This is a genomic window from Caproiciproducens sp., from assembly GCF_053840905.1.
Genome location: NZ_JBNLXQ010000021.1, coordinates 15,250 through 28,125 on the forward strand (window position 1 = coordinate 15,250; position 12,876 = coordinate 28,125).

The 12,876-nt window shown below is 53.0% G+C and carries 28 protein-coding genes; all 28 read left to right on the plus strand.

Annotated elements, in window-relative coordinates; all coding sequences use genetic code 11:
• Positions 1-5 precede the first annotated feature (5 nt).
• Complete coding sequence (rplD, locus tag ACQGQ5_RS15035; RefSeq protein ID WP_455737301.1) at positions 6-629, plus strand: 50S ribosomal protein L4; 624 nt, start codon at positions 6-8, stop codon at positions 627-629.
• Positions 629-919 (plus strand): 50S ribosomal protein L23, encoded by a 291-nt coding sequence (gene rplW / locus ACQGQ5_RS15040; RefSeq protein ID WP_455737302.1) that lies wholly within the window; start codon positions 629-631, stop codon positions 917-919. Before rplD ends, rplW begins: the two co-directional genes overlap by 1 nt.
• Before the next feature lie 78 nt (positions 920-997).
• Positions 998-1,831 (plus strand): 50S ribosomal protein L2, encoded by an 834-nt coding sequence (gene rplB, locus ACQGQ5_RS15045; RefSeq protein WP_455737303.1) that lies wholly within the window; start codon positions 998-1,000, stop codon positions 1,829-1,831.
• Positions 1,832-1,857: 26 nt separating this feature from the next.
• Entirely contained in the window at positions 1,858-2,139 is a 282-nt protein-coding gene (gene rpsS / locus ACQGQ5_RS15050; RefSeq protein ID WP_038325933.1) for a 30S ribosomal protein S19, read from the plus strand.
• A gap of 21 nt (positions 2,140-2,160) precedes the next feature.
• On the plus strand, positions 2,161-2,496 hold the full coding sequence (rplV, locus tag ACQGQ5_RS15055) for a 50S ribosomal protein L22 (protein WP_275713375.1): 336 nt from the start codon (positions 2,161-2,163) through the stop codon (positions 2,494-2,496).
• 20 nt (positions 2,497-2,516) lie between these two features.
• Entirely contained in the window at positions 2,517-3,182 is a 666-nt protein-coding gene (gene rpsC, locus ACQGQ5_RS15060; protein WP_275713377.1) for a 30S ribosomal protein S3, read from the plus strand.
• Positions 3,182-3,607, plus strand: coding sequence for a 50S ribosomal protein L16 (rplP, locus tag ACQGQ5_RS15065; RefSeq protein WP_455737304.1), 426 nt, complete (start codon positions 3,182-3,184; stop codon positions 3,605-3,607). The genes rpsC and rplP overlap by 1 nt, the downstream gene beginning before the upstream one ends.
• On the plus strand, positions 3,607-3,813 hold the full coding sequence (gene rpmC / locus ACQGQ5_RS15070) for a 50S ribosomal protein L29 (protein WP_038325927.1): 207 nt from the start codon (positions 3,607-3,609) through the stop codon (positions 3,811-3,813). The genes rplP and rpmC overlap by 1 nt, the downstream gene beginning before the upstream one ends.
• A gap of 19 nt (positions 3,814-3,832) precedes the next feature.
• Positions 3,833-4,090: a 30S ribosomal protein S17 gene (gene rpsQ, locus ACQGQ5_RS15075; protein ID WP_038325926.1), complete on the plus strand. Its 258-nt coding sequence runs from the start codon at positions 3,833-3,835 to the stop codon at positions 4,088-4,090.
• Between the two features lie 28 nt (positions 4,091-4,118).
• Positions 4,119-4,487, plus strand: coding sequence for a 50S ribosomal protein L14 (rplN, locus tag ACQGQ5_RS15080; RefSeq protein WP_038325924.1), 369 nt, complete (start codon positions 4,119-4,121; stop codon positions 4,485-4,487).
• A 16-nt stretch (positions 4,488-4,503) separates the two neighbouring features.
• The gene (gene rplX, locus ACQGQ5_RS15085; protein ID WP_038325923.1) at positions 4,504-4,824 is read left to right on the plus strand and encodes a 50S ribosomal protein L24; all 321 of its coding nucleotides are present in this window, start codon (positions 4,504-4,506) and stop codon (positions 4,822-4,824) included.
• 16 nt (positions 4,825-4,840) lie between these two features.
• Positions 4,841-5,380 (plus strand): 50S ribosomal protein L5, encoded by a 540-nt coding sequence (gene rplE, locus ACQGQ5_RS15090; RefSeq protein ID WP_275713383.1) that lies wholly within the window; start codon positions 4,841-4,843, stop codon positions 5,378-5,380.
• 12 nt (positions 5,381-5,392) lie between these two features.
• Entirely contained in the window at positions 5,393-5,578 is a 186-nt protein-coding gene (locus ACQGQ5_RS15095; protein WP_038325921.1) for a type Z 30S ribosomal protein S14, read from the plus strand.
• Positions 5,579-5,601: 23 nt separating this feature from the next.
• Entirely contained in the window at positions 5,602-6,000 is a 399-nt protein-coding gene (gene rpsH / locus ACQGQ5_RS15100) for a 30S ribosomal protein S8 (protein ID WP_275713384.1), read from the plus strand.
• A 15-nt stretch (positions 6,001-6,015) separates the two neighbouring features.
• Positions 6,016-6,564 (plus strand): 50S ribosomal protein L6, encoded by a 549-nt coding sequence (gene rplF / locus ACQGQ5_RS15105; protein WP_455737305.1) that lies wholly within the window; start codon positions 6,016-6,018, stop codon positions 6,562-6,564.
• An 18-nt stretch (positions 6,565-6,582) separates the two neighbouring features.
• On the plus strand, positions 6,583-6,942 hold the full coding sequence (gene rplR / locus ACQGQ5_RS15110) for a 50S ribosomal protein L18 (RefSeq protein WP_038325918.1): 360 nt from the start codon (positions 6,583-6,585) through the stop codon (positions 6,940-6,942).
• Positions 6,943-6,957: 15 nt separating this feature from the next.
• Entirely contained in the window at positions 6,958-7,455 is a 498-nt protein-coding gene (gene rpsE, locus ACQGQ5_RS15115) for a 30S ribosomal protein S5 (RefSeq protein WP_455737306.1), read from the plus strand.
• Positions 7,456-7,470: 15 nt separating this feature from the next.
• Positions 7,471-7,650 carry a 50S ribosomal protein L30 gene (gene rpmD / locus ACQGQ5_RS15120; RefSeq protein ID WP_038325916.1) on the plus strand — a complete coding sequence of 60 codons (180 nt, stop codon included), beginning with the start codon at positions 7,471-7,473 and terminating at the stop codon, positions 7,648-7,650.
• Positions 7,651-7,668: 18 nt separating this feature from the next.
• Positions 7,669-8,109, plus strand: a complete 441-nt coding sequence (gene rplO / locus ACQGQ5_RS15125) for a 50S ribosomal protein L15 (protein WP_455737307.1) — start codon at positions 7,669-7,671, stop codon at positions 8,107-8,109.
• Position 8,110: 1 nt separating this feature from the next.
• Positions 8,111-9,445 carry a preprotein translocase subunit SecY gene (gene secY / locus ACQGQ5_RS15130; RefSeq protein ID WP_455737308.1) on the plus strand — a complete coding sequence of 445 codons (1,335 nt, stop codon included), beginning with the start codon at positions 8,111-8,113 and terminating at the stop codon, positions 9,443-9,445.
• 16 nt (positions 9,446-9,461) lie between these two features.
• On the plus strand, positions 9,462-10,094 hold the full coding sequence (locus ACQGQ5_RS15135) for an adenylate kinase (RefSeq protein ID WP_455737309.1): 633 nt from the start codon (positions 9,462-9,464) through the stop codon (positions 10,092-10,094).
• 2 nt (positions 10,095-10,096) lie between these two features.
• A complete protein-coding gene (gene map, locus ACQGQ5_RS15140; RefSeq protein ID WP_455737310.1) occupies positions 10,097-10,849 on the plus strand; it encodes a type I methionyl aminopeptidase in 753 nt (250 codons plus the stop codon).
• 11 nt (positions 10,850-10,860) lie between these two features.
• Positions 10,861-11,130 (plus strand): KOW domain-containing RNA-binding protein, encoded by a 270-nt coding sequence (locus ACQGQ5_RS15145; protein ID WP_455737311.1) that lies wholly within the window; start codon positions 10,861-10,863, stop codon positions 11,128-11,130.
• Entirely contained in the window at positions 11,130-11,348 is a 219-nt protein-coding gene (gene infA / locus ACQGQ5_RS15150; protein ID WP_038325909.1) for a translation initiation factor IF-1, read from the plus strand. The genes ACQGQ5_RS15145 and infA overlap by 1 nt, the downstream gene beginning before the upstream one ends.
• A 30-nt stretch (positions 11,349-11,378) precedes the next feature.
• Positions 11,379-11,492: a 50S ribosomal protein L36 gene (rpmJ, locus tag ACQGQ5_RS15155; RefSeq protein WP_022174947.1), complete on the plus strand. Its 114-nt coding sequence runs from the start codon at positions 11,379-11,381 to the stop codon at positions 11,490-11,492.
• 38 nt (positions 11,493-11,530) lie between these two features.
• The gene (gene rpsM, locus ACQGQ5_RS15160; RefSeq protein ID WP_455737312.1) at positions 11,531-11,899 is read left to right on the plus strand and encodes a 30S ribosomal protein S13; all 369 of its coding nucleotides are present in this window, start codon (positions 11,531-11,533) and stop codon (positions 11,897-11,899) included.
• A 19-nt stretch (positions 11,900-11,918) separates the two neighbouring features.
• The gene (gene rpsK, locus ACQGQ5_RS15165; RefSeq protein ID WP_275713401.1) at positions 11,919-12,329 is read left to right on the plus strand and encodes a 30S ribosomal protein S11; all 411 of its coding nucleotides are present in this window, start codon (positions 11,919-11,921) and stop codon (positions 12,327-12,329) included.
• A 33-nt stretch (positions 12,330-12,362) separates the two neighbouring features.
• Positions 12,363-12,876, plus strand: a 514-nt coding sequence (gene rpsD / locus ACQGQ5_RS15170; RefSeq protein WP_455737313.1) for a 30S ribosomal protein S4, incomplete at its 3' end; no start/stop codon positions are given.

Here is a 12,876-nt window from a genome sequence, read left to right on the forward strand (position 1 = left end):
TTGGAATGCCTACAGTAGCAGTACTTGATATGGCCGGCAAAGAGGTAGAGAAGATCGACCTTTCCGAAGCCATATTCGGAATTGAACCCAACGCGAAGGTTCTGCACGACATGGTGGTCAACCACCTTGCGAACCGGCGCCAGGGCACACAGTCGGCGCTGACCCGCGCCGAAGTTTCGGGCGGCGGCAGAAAGCCGTGGAGACAGAAGGGCACCGGTCACGCAAGACAGGGCTCCACACGTTCACCGCAGTGGACTCACGGCGGTATCGCGTTTGCTCCGAAGCCGCGCGACTACAGCTATTCCTTAAACAAAAAGGTAAGACGTCTCGCCATGAAGTCGGCTCTTTCAAGCAAGGTGATCGACAACGAGCTGGTCGTGCTTGACGGGATTTCACTGGACGAGTATAAGACAAAGACCATCGCGGCAATGCTCAAGGCGATCGGCTCCGGCAAAAAGGCGCTCATCGTTCTTCCGGAAGTGAACGAAAAGGTGATCGCTTCGGCTAAGAATATCCCGGGCGTGAAAACGGCAATGGCCAACACCCTGAATGTCTATGACATCCTGAACGCCGACAAATTTATCGTGCTGAAGGATGCCGTAGCCCAGATCGAGGAGGTGTACGCATAATGGCAGCACAGGACATTATTATCCGCCCCATTATCACCGAAAAAAGCATGGCCGGCATCGGCATGAAAAAATATGCCTTTGAAGTTGCCAAGGATGCCACAAAAATCGATATTGCAAGAGCGGTTGAAACCCTCTTCGGCGTGAAGGTCAGCAAGGTAAACACCCTGCACGTAAGGGGCCAGTTCCGCCGCCAGGGAAGAAACGAAGGCTACACTCCCTCCTGGAAGAAGGCCTACGTCACCCTTACCGCCGACAGCAAAACCATCGAATTTTTTGAAGGCATGATGTAAACTCTGCCCGAAAAACGCAGAGGCAAGGATGGGGAAAGGGCATTCCCCGCAAAGCCATCATGAGGAGTGTGAAACCGAATGCCTATTATTAACTTTAAACCTACCACTGCTTCCAGACGCAATATGTCCGTTACGGACTATTCCGGTCTGAGCAAGATCGCTCCGGAAAAAAGCCTGCTGACTTCCATCAGCAACAAATCCGGACGCAACAGCTACGGTAGAATTACAGTCCGTCACCGCGGTGGCGGAAACCGTAAAAAGTATCGTATCATCGACTTTAAGCGTCAGAAGTTCGACGCGCCGGGCAGCGTTCTCACCATTGAGTACGACCCGAACCGTTCCGCCTTTATTGCCCTCGTGCAGTATGAGGACGGCGAAAAAAGATACATCATCGCCCCGAACGGCTTAAAGGTCGGCGACGTTGTTGTATCCGGCGCCGCGGCGGATATCAAGCCCGGCAACGCGCTTCCGCTTGAAAATATCCCGATCGGCACCTTTATCCACAACGTTGAGCTTTACCCGGGCAAGGGCGCCCAGCTGGCGCGCGCCGCCGGCAACATGGCTCAGCTGATGGCGAAGGAAAACGGAATGGCTCTTCTGAGACTGCCTTCCGGCGAACTTCGCAACGTGCCGGTTACCTGCATGGCCACCGTCGGCCAGGTCAGCAACATCGACCATGAGAACGTGAAGCTCGGCAAGGCCGGACGCAAACGCCACATGGGCTGGAGACCGGCGGTCCGCGGTTCCGTTATGAACCCGAACGACCATCCGCACGGCGGCGGCGAAGGCAAATCCCCCGTGGGCCGTCCGGGACCTGTTACCCCGTGGGGCAAACCGGCTCTCGGCTACAAGACCCGCGCTCACCACAACCGCTCCGATAAATTTATCGTCAAGCGCAGAAACGGCAAATAAGGCGTACAGAAAGGAGCTTATCATCTATGGGCAGAAGCATAAAAAAGGGTCCTTATGTTCAGCCTGTGCTGCTTAAAAGGATTCAAGAAATGAACGCGGCCGGCGAAAAGAAAATCATCAAAACATGGAGCAGGGCTTCCATTATTTTCCCTGATTTCGTTGGTCATACAATCGCGGTCCACGATGGCCGCAAGCATGTTCCGGTCTATGTAACGGAAGATATGGTCGGCCACAAGCTCGGCGAGTTTGCCCCAACCAGAACCTTCAAGGGACATTCCGGTTCCAAAACATCATCGCCGACAAGATAACGGCCGAAAGGAGTGTATAGCATGGAAGCAAGGGCCTATTTAAAGTATGCCCGTATTTCACCCCGCAAGGTTCAGATCGTGCTTGATCTCATTCGCAACAAGCCGGCTGACGTTGCAATGGCTATCCTCAAGAATACACCAAAGGCCGCTACGGAATATCTTCAGAAATTATTGAAGTCGGCCATGGCTAATGCTGAGAATAACCACAATATGGATGTTTCCAGACTTTACGTTGCGGAATGCTTCGTATGTCCGGGCCCGATCCTCAAGCGCATTCGCCCCAGAGCGCAGGGTCGCGCGTTCAGAATTGAAAAAAGATCTTCGCACGTTACCCTCGTGCTCAAGGAAAAAGAATAAGGCGGAAGAGGAGGTAAACTATGGGCCAGAAAATCAATCCCCACGGGTTTCGCGTGGGCATTATTAAAGACTGGGATTCCCGCTGGTTCGCGAAGGACAGCGTTTTCGGCGATACCCTCGTCGAAGACCACAATCTGCGTAAGGTGCTGAAAAAGCAGCTTTATCCGGCCGGGATTCCGAAAATCGAAATTGAGCGTGACGCCTCCAAGGTTCGCGTTCACATTCACTGCGCCAAGCCGGGCATGGTAATCGGCAGGGGCGGCGCGGAAATTGAGAAGCTCCGCCTGCAGTGCGAGAGCATCCTCAAGAAACCCGTTACGATCAATATTGTAGAGGTAAAGTCCCCCGACCTGAACGCGCAGCTCGTCGCTGAGAACATTGCGCAGCAGCTCGAAAAGAGAATTTCTTTCCGCCGCGCGATGAAGCAGTGCATCGGCCGCGCCATGAAGCTCGGCGCCAAGGGTATCAAAACCCAGGTGTCCGGCCGTCTGGGCGGTGCTGAAATCGCAAGACGCGAACAGTATCACGACGGTACCATTCCCCTTCAGACCATCCGTGCCGACATCGACTACGGTTTTGCCGAGGCCGCCACAACCTACGGCCGCATTGGCGTAAAGGTCTGGATTTACAGAGGCGAAGTCCTTGTGGACAACCGCAAGCCTCGTAAGGAAGGAGGCAGTAAATAATGCTGTTGCCTAAGCGTGTAAAATACCGCAAGGTACATCGCGGCCGTATGACCGGAAAGTGCTACCGCGGGAATCAGGTAACTTACGGCGATTTCGGCCTTCAGGCCTTAGAGCCGGCGTGGATCACCTCCAACCAGATCGAAGCGGCCCGTGTCGCCATGACGCGTTACTGCAAAAGATTTGGCCAGGTGTGGATCAAGATTTTCCCAGACAAGCCGATCACTCAGAAACCGGCTGAAACCCGAATGGGTTCCGGTAAAGGTTCCCCTGAGTACTGGGTCGCAGTTGTAAAACCGGGCAGAGTTATGTTTGAAATCGGCGGAGTTTCGGAAGAAACTGCAAAAGAAGCTTTACGTCTGGCATCCAACAAACTGCCGATTAAGTGCAAGTTTGTTAAGAAGGAAGAAACGGGTGGTGAGCAGTAATGAAGGCCTCAGAAGTCAGAGAATTAACGACGGCAGAACTGGAAAGTAAGCTTAAGGACCTCAAGGCCGAGCTTTTCAACCTGCGTTTCCAACTTGCCATTAATCAGCTCGATAACCCGATGCGTATCTCCGCTGTCAAAAAGGATATCGCCCGTGTCAAAACAATTTTGCGCGAGATCGAAATCAAGGACAGCGCCAATGCGTAACGGAAGGGAGGATTAATCTGTGAGCGATCGGAATATTAGAAAAGCAGAGATTGGCAAGGTCGTCAGCAACAAGATGGATAAGACCATCGTGGTTGCAATAGAAAACAGGGTAAAGCATCCGCTTTACAACAAGATTATCAAGCGTACCGTGAAGCTGAAAGCACATGATGAAAACAATGAATGCACAATCGGTGACCGCGTGCGTGTGATGGAGACCCGTCCCCTCAGCAAAGAGAAAAGATGGCGTCTCGTCGAGATTATAGAGAAAGCCAAGTAATTGGCTTTAAGCAAAGGAGGAACGCACTGTGATTCAACAGCAGACTTACCTCAACGTTGCCGACAACACCGGCGCGAAGCAGCTTATGTGCATCCGCGTTCTCGGCGGTACCGGCAGAAGGTATGCCAATATAGGTGACGTGGTTGTCGCTTCCGTTAAAAAAGCGGCTCCGGGCGGCACTGTTAAAAAAGGCGAAGTCGTTAAGGCAGTCATTGTTCGCACTGCTTTCGGCGTCCGCCGTGATGATGGAACATACATCCGCTTTGACGAAAATGCGGCTGTCCTCATCAAAGACGATAAAAATCCGAGGGGAACGCGTATTTTCGGGCCCGTAGCCAGGGAACTGCGCGACAAAGACTATCTGAAAATTTTAAGTCTTGCCCCTGAAGTGCTGTGATGGGAGGTGCTCACTGATGAATAATAAGGTTCATGTTAAAACGGGTGACACCGTCGTCATTTTAAATGGCAAAGAACGCGGCAAGAAGGGCAAGGTTCTGGCCGTAAGCCCCGAGGAGGGGAAGGTCATCGTTGAGGGCCGCAACATGGTTTCCAAACATGTGAAAGCCCGCAAAATGGGCGAACAGAGCGGTATTGTAAAAGCCGAAGGCGCACTGTACGCCTGCAAGGTCCAGGTCGTTTGCCCCCGCTGCGGCAAACCCACACGTGTCTCGCATAAGCTTTATGAGGACGGCACTAAGGAACGCGTTTGCAAAAAATGCGGCGAAGCGCTGTAAGGGAGGATAAAACGACATGGCAAGACTGAAGGAATTTTACCAAAAGGATGTCGCACCCGCACTGATGAAAAAGTTTTCTTACAAAAGCGTCATGCAGATTCCGAAGCTTGAGAAGATCGTCATCAATGTAGGCGCCGGCGAAGCAAAGGAAAACGCAAAGGTAATCGACGCCATTACAGCCGATCTCGCAGCCATTACCGGCCAGAGGCCGGTGATCTGCAAAGCGAAAAAGTCGGTTGCGAACTTCAAGCTCCGCGAGGGCATGAACATCGGCGTAAAGGTAACGCTCAGAGGAGACAGAATGTATGAGTTCTTAGACAGGCTCTTCAATGTTGCTCTCCCGCGCGTAAGAGACTTCAGAGGAATCAGCGCAAACTCGTTCGACGGCCGCGGCAACTACAATATGGGCGTCAAAGAGCAGCTGATCTTCCCTGAAATCGATTACGACAAAATCGATAAGGTCCGCGGAATGGATATTTGTTTCGTAACGACCGCAAACACCGACGAGGAATCCAGAGAGCTCTTAACACTCATGGGCGCCCCGTTTGCGAAATAAGGAGGGAATATTGTGGCCAAGACTTCTATGAAAATCAAGCAGCAGAGAGTTGCGAAATTCTCGTCTCGCGAATACAACAGATGCAAGATCTGTGGCAGGCCGCATGCCTACCTTCGCAAGTTCGGAATTTGCCGTATATGCTTTCGGGAACTTGCTCACAAGGGTGAGATCCCGGGCGTGAAAAAGGCCAGCTGGTAAAGCTTAGCAAAGGAGGTAACGGTATGCAAATTACAGATACAATTGCTGATTTGCTCACCCGTATTCGCAATGCAGTTTCTGCAAAGCACGATTCGGTTGACATTCCCGCTTCCAACATGAAAAAGGCCATTGTGCAAATTCTTGTTGACGAGGGCTATGTAAAGAATTATACGGTAACAGAGGACGGCAAACAGGGCATTATCAAGGTGAATCTCAAATACGGCGAGAACAAGGCTCCCGCCATCAACGGCCTGCGCAGAGTCAGTAAGCCAGGCCTCCGTATCTATTCCAACGCAGAGGATCTGCCGAAGGTCATGAAGGGCCTGGGCATCGCTGTCATTTCTACTTCGAAGGGCGTCATGACCGACCGTCAGGCCCGCAAAGAGAATGTCGGCGGAGAGGTTCTCGCATTTATCTGGTAACAAGGGGGTGCAGTAATGTCGCGAATTGGAAGAAAACCCATAAATATTCCCGCTGGCGTCACCGTAAAGGTTGACGGCAACGTTGTCACCGTCAAGGGACCGAAGGGTACGCTGACCCAGAAAGTTCATCACAATATGAACGTTTCTGTGGAGGGCGCCGAGGTGCTCGTCACCCGTCCCAACGACGAAAAAGAAAACAGGTCGCTGCACGGTCTGACCCGCACGCTGATCCACAATATGGTCGTCGGCGTAACGGACGGATTCAAAAAGGAGCTTGACGTTTTGGGCGTCGGCTACCGTGTGCAGAAGCAGGGCAAGAACCTTGTGATGAATCTCGGTTATTCTCATCAGGTGATCGTCCCTGAGATCGACGGCATTTCCATCGAGTGCCCGGCCGCAAACAAAATCGTGATCTCGGGCCCGGATAAGCAGCAGGTCGGTCAGTTTGCCGCGGAAGTGCGCGAGAAACGTCCGCCCGAGCCGTACAAGGGCAAGGGTATCCGTTATACCGGTGAATTTGTCCGCCATAAGGAAGGCAAGGCCGGTAAGGGCGCTAAGAAGTAAGTAAGGAGTGAATGACAAATGGTGAATAAGACTGACACAAACAGAGCCAGGCTTAACCGTCACCGCAGGGTGCGCGGTAAAATTTCCGGCACAGCAGAGTGCCCACGCCTGAATGTATTTCGCTCTACCACCAATATCTACGCCCAGATTATCGACGACGTAAAGGGAGTTACTCTTGCAGCAGCTTCCACACTGGACAAGGATTTCAATGGTAATGGCGGAAACAAGGACGCCGCACGCAAGGTTGGCGAGCTTATTGCCAAACGTGCCGCCGAAAAGGGCATCACCGAGGTCGTATTTGACCGCGGCGGCTATATTTTCCACGGCCGCGTCAAAGAGCTGGCCGAAGGCGCCCGTGAGGGCGGCCTCAAGTTCTAAGAAGGAGGAATACTTTTGGCTAGAATTGACGCAACGTCTATGGAACTCAAAGAACATGTAGTTGCTATTAATCGTGTATCCAAGACCGTAAAAGGCGGCCGTATCTTCAAGTTTGCAGCCCTTGTGGTTGTCGGCGACGGAAACGGCACAGTCGGTTTCGGCATCGGAAAATCGGGCGAAGTTCCCGACGCGATCCGCAAGGGGATTGAAGACGCGAAAAAGAACCTGATCAAGGTTGCCATGCGCGGCTCCACCATCCCGCACGAAATCATCGGCATGTACGGCGCCGGCAGAGTTCTGATGAAACCTGCCGCCCCCGGTACCGGTGTCATTGCCGGCGGCCCGGTCCGTGCGGTCGTAGAAGCGGTCGGAATCAGGGACATCAGAACAAAGGCCCTGCGTTCCAACAATCCGTGTAATGTAGTCAGAGCAACCTTGGACGGCATGTCCAAGCTGCGTACTGCCGGTGAAGTCGCTGCAACACGCGGCAAGTCGGTAAAAGATATTCTTTAATAAGGGGGTAGCAAGATGGCACAGCTGAAAGTAAAGCTGATCAAAAGTCTGATCGGCAGCAAAAAGGACCAGATTGCAACCGCCCAGGCTCTTGGTCTCTTTAAAATCGGCGACACTTCCGTTCAGCCTGAAAATGAACAGACCAAAGGCAAGGTGGCCAAGATAATCCACCTCATCGAGGTAAGTAAAGCGTAAGCAAGGAGGTGCGAGTAAATGAAGTTGCATGAACTAACTGCTGTACCCGGTTCCGTCAAAGAGCCGAAGCGTATCGGCAGAGGACACGGTTCAGGTCAGGGGAAAACTGCCGGCAAGGGCCACAAGGGTCAAAAGGCCAGAGCGGGCAGAGGCATGCGTCCCGGATTTGAAGGCGGTCAGATGCCTTTGCAGAGACGGATTCCGAAAAGAGGGTTTAACAATATTTTTGCTAAGACCATCGTCTCTGTCAACGTAGGCACACTCGACAGGTTCGAAGACGGCTCTGTGGTGGACACCCAGGCGCTGATCGACGCGGGGATTGTAAAGACCTGCTGTGACGGGGTGAAAATCCTTGCCAACGGCAATCTGACAAAAAAATTAACGGTAAAAGTTACTGCTTATTCCGAGGCTGCGAAGCAAAAGATAGAAACCGCGGGTGGGAAGGCAGAGGTGATCTAAGTTGTTTCAAACAATAAAGAATGCCTGGTCCATCCCGGAGCTTCGTAAAAAGATCCTGTTTACACTGTTTATCATCATGGTTTTCCGTTTCGGCGCCGTCATTCCGGTCCCGTTCCTCAATGTCACCGCATTGAAGGGACTGATGACCACAGTCGACAAGACCGGTTCGGCGCTGAGCTACCTTGATATGCTCTCCGGCGGCGCTTTTGCAAACGGTACTCTGTTTGCAATGAGCGTTACGCCCTACATCAACAGCTCCATCATTATGCAGCTTCTGACAGTTGCGATTCCGGCGCTGGAAAGAATGGCAAAGGAAGGCGAAGAGGGCCGCAAGAAGATCGGCACCATGACCCGCTACGTCACCGTCGGTCTTGGCTTGATTCAGGGCACCGCTTATTTCTTCTATCTGCGCAACAGCTCCTATCAGGGTGTTCCGATCGCGAAATACACCAAGGGCTGGGAGCAGGTGTTTGCCGCTTTTGTCATCATCCTGGCGTTTACCGCGGGTACCGCGCTGATGATGTGGCTGGGCGAACAGATCAACCAAAAGGGCATTGGAAACGGTATTTCCATTTTGCTGTTTTCCGGTATCGTGGCGAGAATGCCGCACACAATCAGCCTGCTGGGACAGTATCTGCAGGCCGCCAATCAGGACGCGGCCACCTACGGCAAGTACTATTTCTACGTTCCGCTGTTTGTGCTGCTCTTCCTTGTGGTCATCTGGGTCATTGTGTTTATGAATGACGCGGAGCGCCGTATCCCCGTACAGTACGCCAAGCGTATGGTCGGAAGGAAGATGTACGGCGGCCAGAGCAGCCACATTCCGATTAAGGTTGCCATGTCCGGCGTTATGCCGATTATTTTCGCAAGTTCCATTCTCTCGATTCCAAGTACGATCCAGCTGTTCCTTGGCAACAAGGTGACAACCGGATTCTGGAAGGGCTTTTTTGAAGCTTTCTCCTCTACCGGATGGATCTATTCGCTGATGTATTTCCTGCTGATTATCATGTTTGCTTATTTCTACGTGACAATTCAGTATAATCCGATAGAGATGGCCAATAATCTTCGTCAGAACAATGGCACGATTCCCGGCATTCGTCCGGGCAAACCCACTTCTGACTTTATCGCGAAGATTCTTTCAAAGATCACTTTAATCGGGGCGCTGTTCCTTGCGGTGATCGCTCTGCTGCCCATCGGCTTCGGCGCCGCTACCGGCATGCGCAACATGTCGATCGGCGGAACCTCCATCCTGATTCTGGTTGGTGTCGCGCTGGAAACCGTGAAGCAGATGGAGTCGCAGATGATGATGCGCCATTACAAAGGCTTCCTTGATTGATAAGGAGTGAGAGAATATGAATCTGATCCTTCTCGGCGCCCCTGGCGCCGGTAAAGGCACGCAGGCAGAAGTCATCTGCTCGCGTTATCACATTCCTGCAATATCCACGGGTAATATTATCCGTGAAGCGCTGAAGAGCGGCACTGAGATGGGAGTTCGCGCCAAGTCCTTTGTGGACGCGGGCAAGCTTGTTCCCGACGAGGTTGTCATCGGCATTATCAAAGAGCGTCTGGCCGATGACGACTGCAAAAACGGATTCGTTCTGGACGGATTCCCGCGCACGATTCCCCAGGCCGAGGCTCTGGACAAAATGGGCGTTCGCATCGACAGGGCCCTCAATCTTGAGGTCCCCGACGAGACGATCGTGCAGCGTATGTCCGGACGCCGTGTCTGCGAAAACTGCGGGGCCAGCTACCACCTGCTTTACAAAAAGCCGGAGGTGGAGGGCGTTTGCAGCAAATGCGGCGGCACCCTAGTTCAGCGCAAGGACGACCACCCGGATACGGTCAAAGAGCGCTTAAATGTATATCACGAGCAAACCGAGCCCCTGAAGGATTATTATCTGAAACAGGGCAAGCTTTGCACAGTAGAAGGGCAAGAGGATGTCGAGCACACCACGAAACTGATTCTTGCCGCATTAGAGGCGTAATCATGATAGTGCTTAAAACCAGCCGCGAACTCAGCTTTATGAGGGATGCGGGCAGGGTATCTTCAAGAGCGTTAAAGCTGGCCGGCGAAATGGTCGAACCCGGTGTTTCCACCTGGGAAATCGACCGTGCCGCCCGCCGATACATTGAGGAACAGGGCGCAAAGCCCACGTTCCTCGGGTACGGCGGCTTCCCGGCAAGCGCATGTATTTCCGTAAACGACGTGGTGATCCATGGCATACCCCATAAGGGCACGATTATCAGGCAGGGCGACATTGTCAGCATTGACATAGGCGCGACTTTCGAGGGCTTTGTCGGAGACAACGCGTGGACTTTCCCATGCGGCGACGTAAGCCATGAAGCGCAGGCCCTTATGGATGCAACACGCGAAAGCCTGTTTGAAGGCATTAAAGCCGCAACAGCCGGTCATCGGATCGGCGACGTCGGCAGCGCGGTCCAGCGGTATGCCGAAGCTCGCGGTTACTCGGTGGTACGGGATTTTGTCGGCCACGGAGTAGGTGCGAAGATGCACGAAGACCCCAGTGTTCCCAATTACGGCACACCCGGCAGGGGCGTGCGACTGTTGCCAGGCATGACCATTGCAATTGAACCGATGATTAACCAGGGTGTAAAGGAAGTCAAAACCCTTGCGGACGGTTGGACGACCGTAACCGCGGACGGCAAGCTTTCCGCGCATTTCGAACATTCCATTGCCATTACTCCGGACGGCCCGGTCATTTTAACACAGCCGGATTAAGGGGGTAGCCAATGGACTTTGTCAGAGGACTGGTTGTCCGGTCGGCCGCGGGACGCGACAGGGACGGCTTTTTCACGGTGCTTGAGGCAGACGCCGGATTCGCACTGATCTGCGACGGAAGGCGCCGCAGCCTTGACCACCCGAAAAGGAAAAAGCTGAAACATCTTTGTCCGACCAAAACCATATTGGCCGAAGGTTCAATGCAGACCAACCGTGAAATACGAGGTGCCCTCAGGGAGTTCAACGCCGGGGGCCGTTTTCCACAAGAGGAGGGTAAGTAATGTCGAAACAGGACGTAATTGAAACTGAAGGAATCGTTACCGAGGCGCTGCCTAACGCAATGTTTATGGTAGAGCTTCCAAACCACCATACGATACTCGCGCACATTTCCGGCAAGCTCAGGATGAATTTCATCCGCATCCTGCCGGGGGATAAGGTCACAATCGAACTGTCGCCTTACGATCTGACGCGCGGCCGTATTACGTGGCGTTCAAAGTAAAACAAACACTCGCTAAGGGAGGGCGCACAAATGAAAGTAAGACCTTCTGTCAAGAAAATTTGTGAAAAATGCAAAATTATTAAACGCAAGGGTAAAGTCATGGTAATCTGTGAAAACCCGAAGCATAAGCAGCGCCAGGGCTAATTTGGCGCAAACCTATTAACAGTGGAGGTGCAACCAGTATGGCGCGTATAGCAGGTATTGATCTGCCCAGAGATAAGCGCATCGAAATTGCTCTTACCTATATTTTCGGTATCGGCCGCAGGACTGCAACGAATATTTGCGCAGAAACAGGCGTCGACCCGGACATCCGTGTAAGGGATTTAACAGAGGATGATGCGGCAAAGCTCAGAGAGTATATCGACCATCACTGCCGCGTTGAAGGCGATCTTCGCCGCGACGTAGCATTTGACATTAAGAGACTGATTGAAATCGGCTGCTACCGTGGTGTCCGTCACCGCAAGGGCCTGCCGGTAAGAGGCCAGCGTTCCAAAACCAATGCGCGTACACGCAAAGGTCCCAGAAAGACCATGGCCAACAAGAAGAAGTAAATAGGGAGGGATTCAAAAGATGGCAGCACAGAAAGGCGCAGCTAAAAAAGGCACCGCAGTCCGCAGACGCCGTGAGCGTAAAAATATAGATCGCGGAGCCGCTCATATCCAGTCCACCTTCAACAACACGATCGTTACCATTACGGATACGCAGGGCAACGCGGTTTCGTGGGCGAGCTCGGGTGAATTAGGATTCAGAGGTTCCAGAAAGTCCACTCCTTTCGCCGCTCAGACCGCCGCCGAGACCGCCGCGAAAGCAGCGATGGAGCACGGTATGAAAACGGTTGAGGTTTTTGTAAAGGGACCGGGCGCGGGCCGTGAGGCGGCTATCCGCGCGCTTCAGGGCGCGGGCCTTGAAGTCAGCATGATCAAAGACGTTACTCCGATTCCGCACAACGGATGCCGTCCTCCGAAGAGAAGACGCGTATAGTAACAAAACCGATATAGGAGGTGCAACCATAATATGGCAAGATATACAGACGCTGTGTGCAAGCTTTGCCGCCGGGAAGGCCAGAAGCTTTTCCTGAAGGGCGCAAGATGCTACACGGACAAATGCGGGGTAACCCGCCGGGCGTATGCTCCGGGCCAGCATGGTCAGGGCCGCAAAAAGACCTCTGAGTATGGCCTTCAGCTGCGCGCAAAACAGATGACAAAACGTTACTACGGTGTACTGGAGTCCCAGTTCAGGGGCTACTACGACCTTGCGACCCGCAAAGAAGGAAAGACCGGCGACGAACTGCTCGCGATTTTGGAATCCCGTCTCGACAACGTGGTCTACCGTTTGGGCTGGGGCAATTCCAGGGCGGAAGCCCGTCAGCTGGTGGTTCACGGGCACTTTACTGTGGACGGCAAAAGAGTGGATATTCCTTCCTACCTGACAAAGCCGGGCGAAGTGATCTCCATTAAAGACAAGAGCCGTCAGAGCGAAAAAATCAAGGCTGTCATTGAAGCGAACTCGGCACGTCCGGTTTCGAAGT

What these genes read in the sequence shown, in the direction of transcription:
- map (WP_455737310.1), top strand. Translation starts at nt 10,097, where the DNA reads ATGATAGTGCTTAAAACCAGCCGCGAACTCAGCTTTATGAGGGATGCG.
- rplR (WP_038325918.1), top strand. Translation starts at nt 6,583, where the DNA reads ATGGTGAATAAGACTGACACAAACAGAGCCAGGCTTAACCGTCACCGC.
- rpmD (WP_038325916.1), top strand. Translation starts at nt 7,471, where the DNA reads ATGGCACAGCTGAAAGTAAAGCTGATCAAAAGTCTGATCGGCAGCAAA.
- rpsS (WP_038325933.1), top strand. Translation starts at nt 1,858, where the DNA reads ATGGGCAGAAGCATAAAAAAGGGTCCTTATGTTCAGCCTGTGCTGCTT.
- ACQGQ5_RS15135 (WP_455737309.1), top strand. Translation starts at nt 9,462, where the DNA reads ATGAATCTGATCCTTCTCGGCGCCCCTGGCGCCGGTAAAGGCACGCAG.
- rpmC (WP_038325927.1), top strand. Translation starts at nt 3,607, where the DNA reads ATGAAGGCCTCAGAAGTCAGAGAATTAACGACGGCAGAACTGGAAAGT.
- rplV (WP_275713375.1), top strand. Translation starts at nt 2,161, where the DNA reads ATGGAAGCAAGGGCCTATTTAAAGTATGCCCGTATTTCACCCCGCAAG.
- rplX (WP_038325923.1), top strand. Translation starts at nt 4,504, where the DNA reads ATGAATAATAAGGTTCATGTTAAAACGGGTGACACCGTCGTCATTTTA.
- rplE (WP_275713383.1), top strand. Translation starts at nt 4,841, where the DNA reads ATGGCAAGACTGAAGGAATTTTACCAAAAGGATGTCGCACCCGCACTG.
- rpsC (WP_275713377.1), top strand. Translation starts at nt 2,517, where the DNA reads ATGGGCCAGAAAATCAATCCCCACGGGTTTCGCGTGGGCATTATTAAA.
- rplF (WP_455737305.1), top strand. Translation starts at nt 6,016, where the DNA reads ATGTCGCGAATTGGAAGAAAACCCATAAATATTCCCGCTGGCGTCACC.
- rpsM (WP_455737312.1), top strand. Translation starts at nt 11,531, where the DNA reads ATGGCGCGTATAGCAGGTATTGATCTGCCCAGAGATAAGCGCATCGAA.
- rplW (WP_455737302.1), top strand. Translation starts at nt 629, where the DNA reads ATGGCAGCACAGGACATTATTATCCGCCCCATTATCACCGAAAAAAGC.
- rplB (WP_455737303.1), top strand. Translation starts at nt 998, where the DNA reads ATGCCTATTATTAACTTTAAACCTACCACTGCTTCCAGACGCAATATG.
- rpmJ (WP_022174947.1), top strand. Translation starts at nt 11,379, where the DNA reads ATGAAAGTAAGACCTTCTGTCAAGAAAATTTGTGAAAAATGCAAAATT.
- infA (WP_038325909.1), top strand. Translation starts at nt 11,130, where the DNA reads ATGTCGAAACAGGACGTAATTGAAACTGAAGGAATCGTTACCGAGGCG.
- rpsH (WP_275713384.1), top strand. Translation starts at nt 5,602, where the DNA reads ATGCAAATTACAGATACAATTGCTGATTTGCTCACCCGTATTCGCAAT.
- ACQGQ5_RS15145 (WP_455737311.1), top strand. Translation starts at nt 10,861, where the DNA reads ATGGACTTTGTCAGAGGACTGGTTGTCCGGTCGGCCGCGGGACGCGAC.
- rplD (WP_455737301.1), top strand. Translation starts at nt 6, where the DNA reads ATGCCTACAGTAGCAGTACTTGATATGGCCGGCAAAGAGGTAGAGAAG.
- rpsK (WP_275713401.1), top strand. Translation starts at nt 11,919, where the DNA reads ATGGCAGCACAGAAAGGCGCAGCTAAAAAAGGCACCGCAGTCCGCAGA.
- rplO (WP_455737307.1), top strand. Translation starts at nt 7,669, where the DNA reads ATGAAGTTGCATGAACTAACTGCTGTACCCGGTTCCGTCAAAGAGCCG.
- rplP (WP_455737304.1), top strand. Translation starts at nt 3,182, where the DNA reads ATGCTGTTGCCTAAGCGTGTAAAATACCGCAAGGTACATCGCGGCCGT.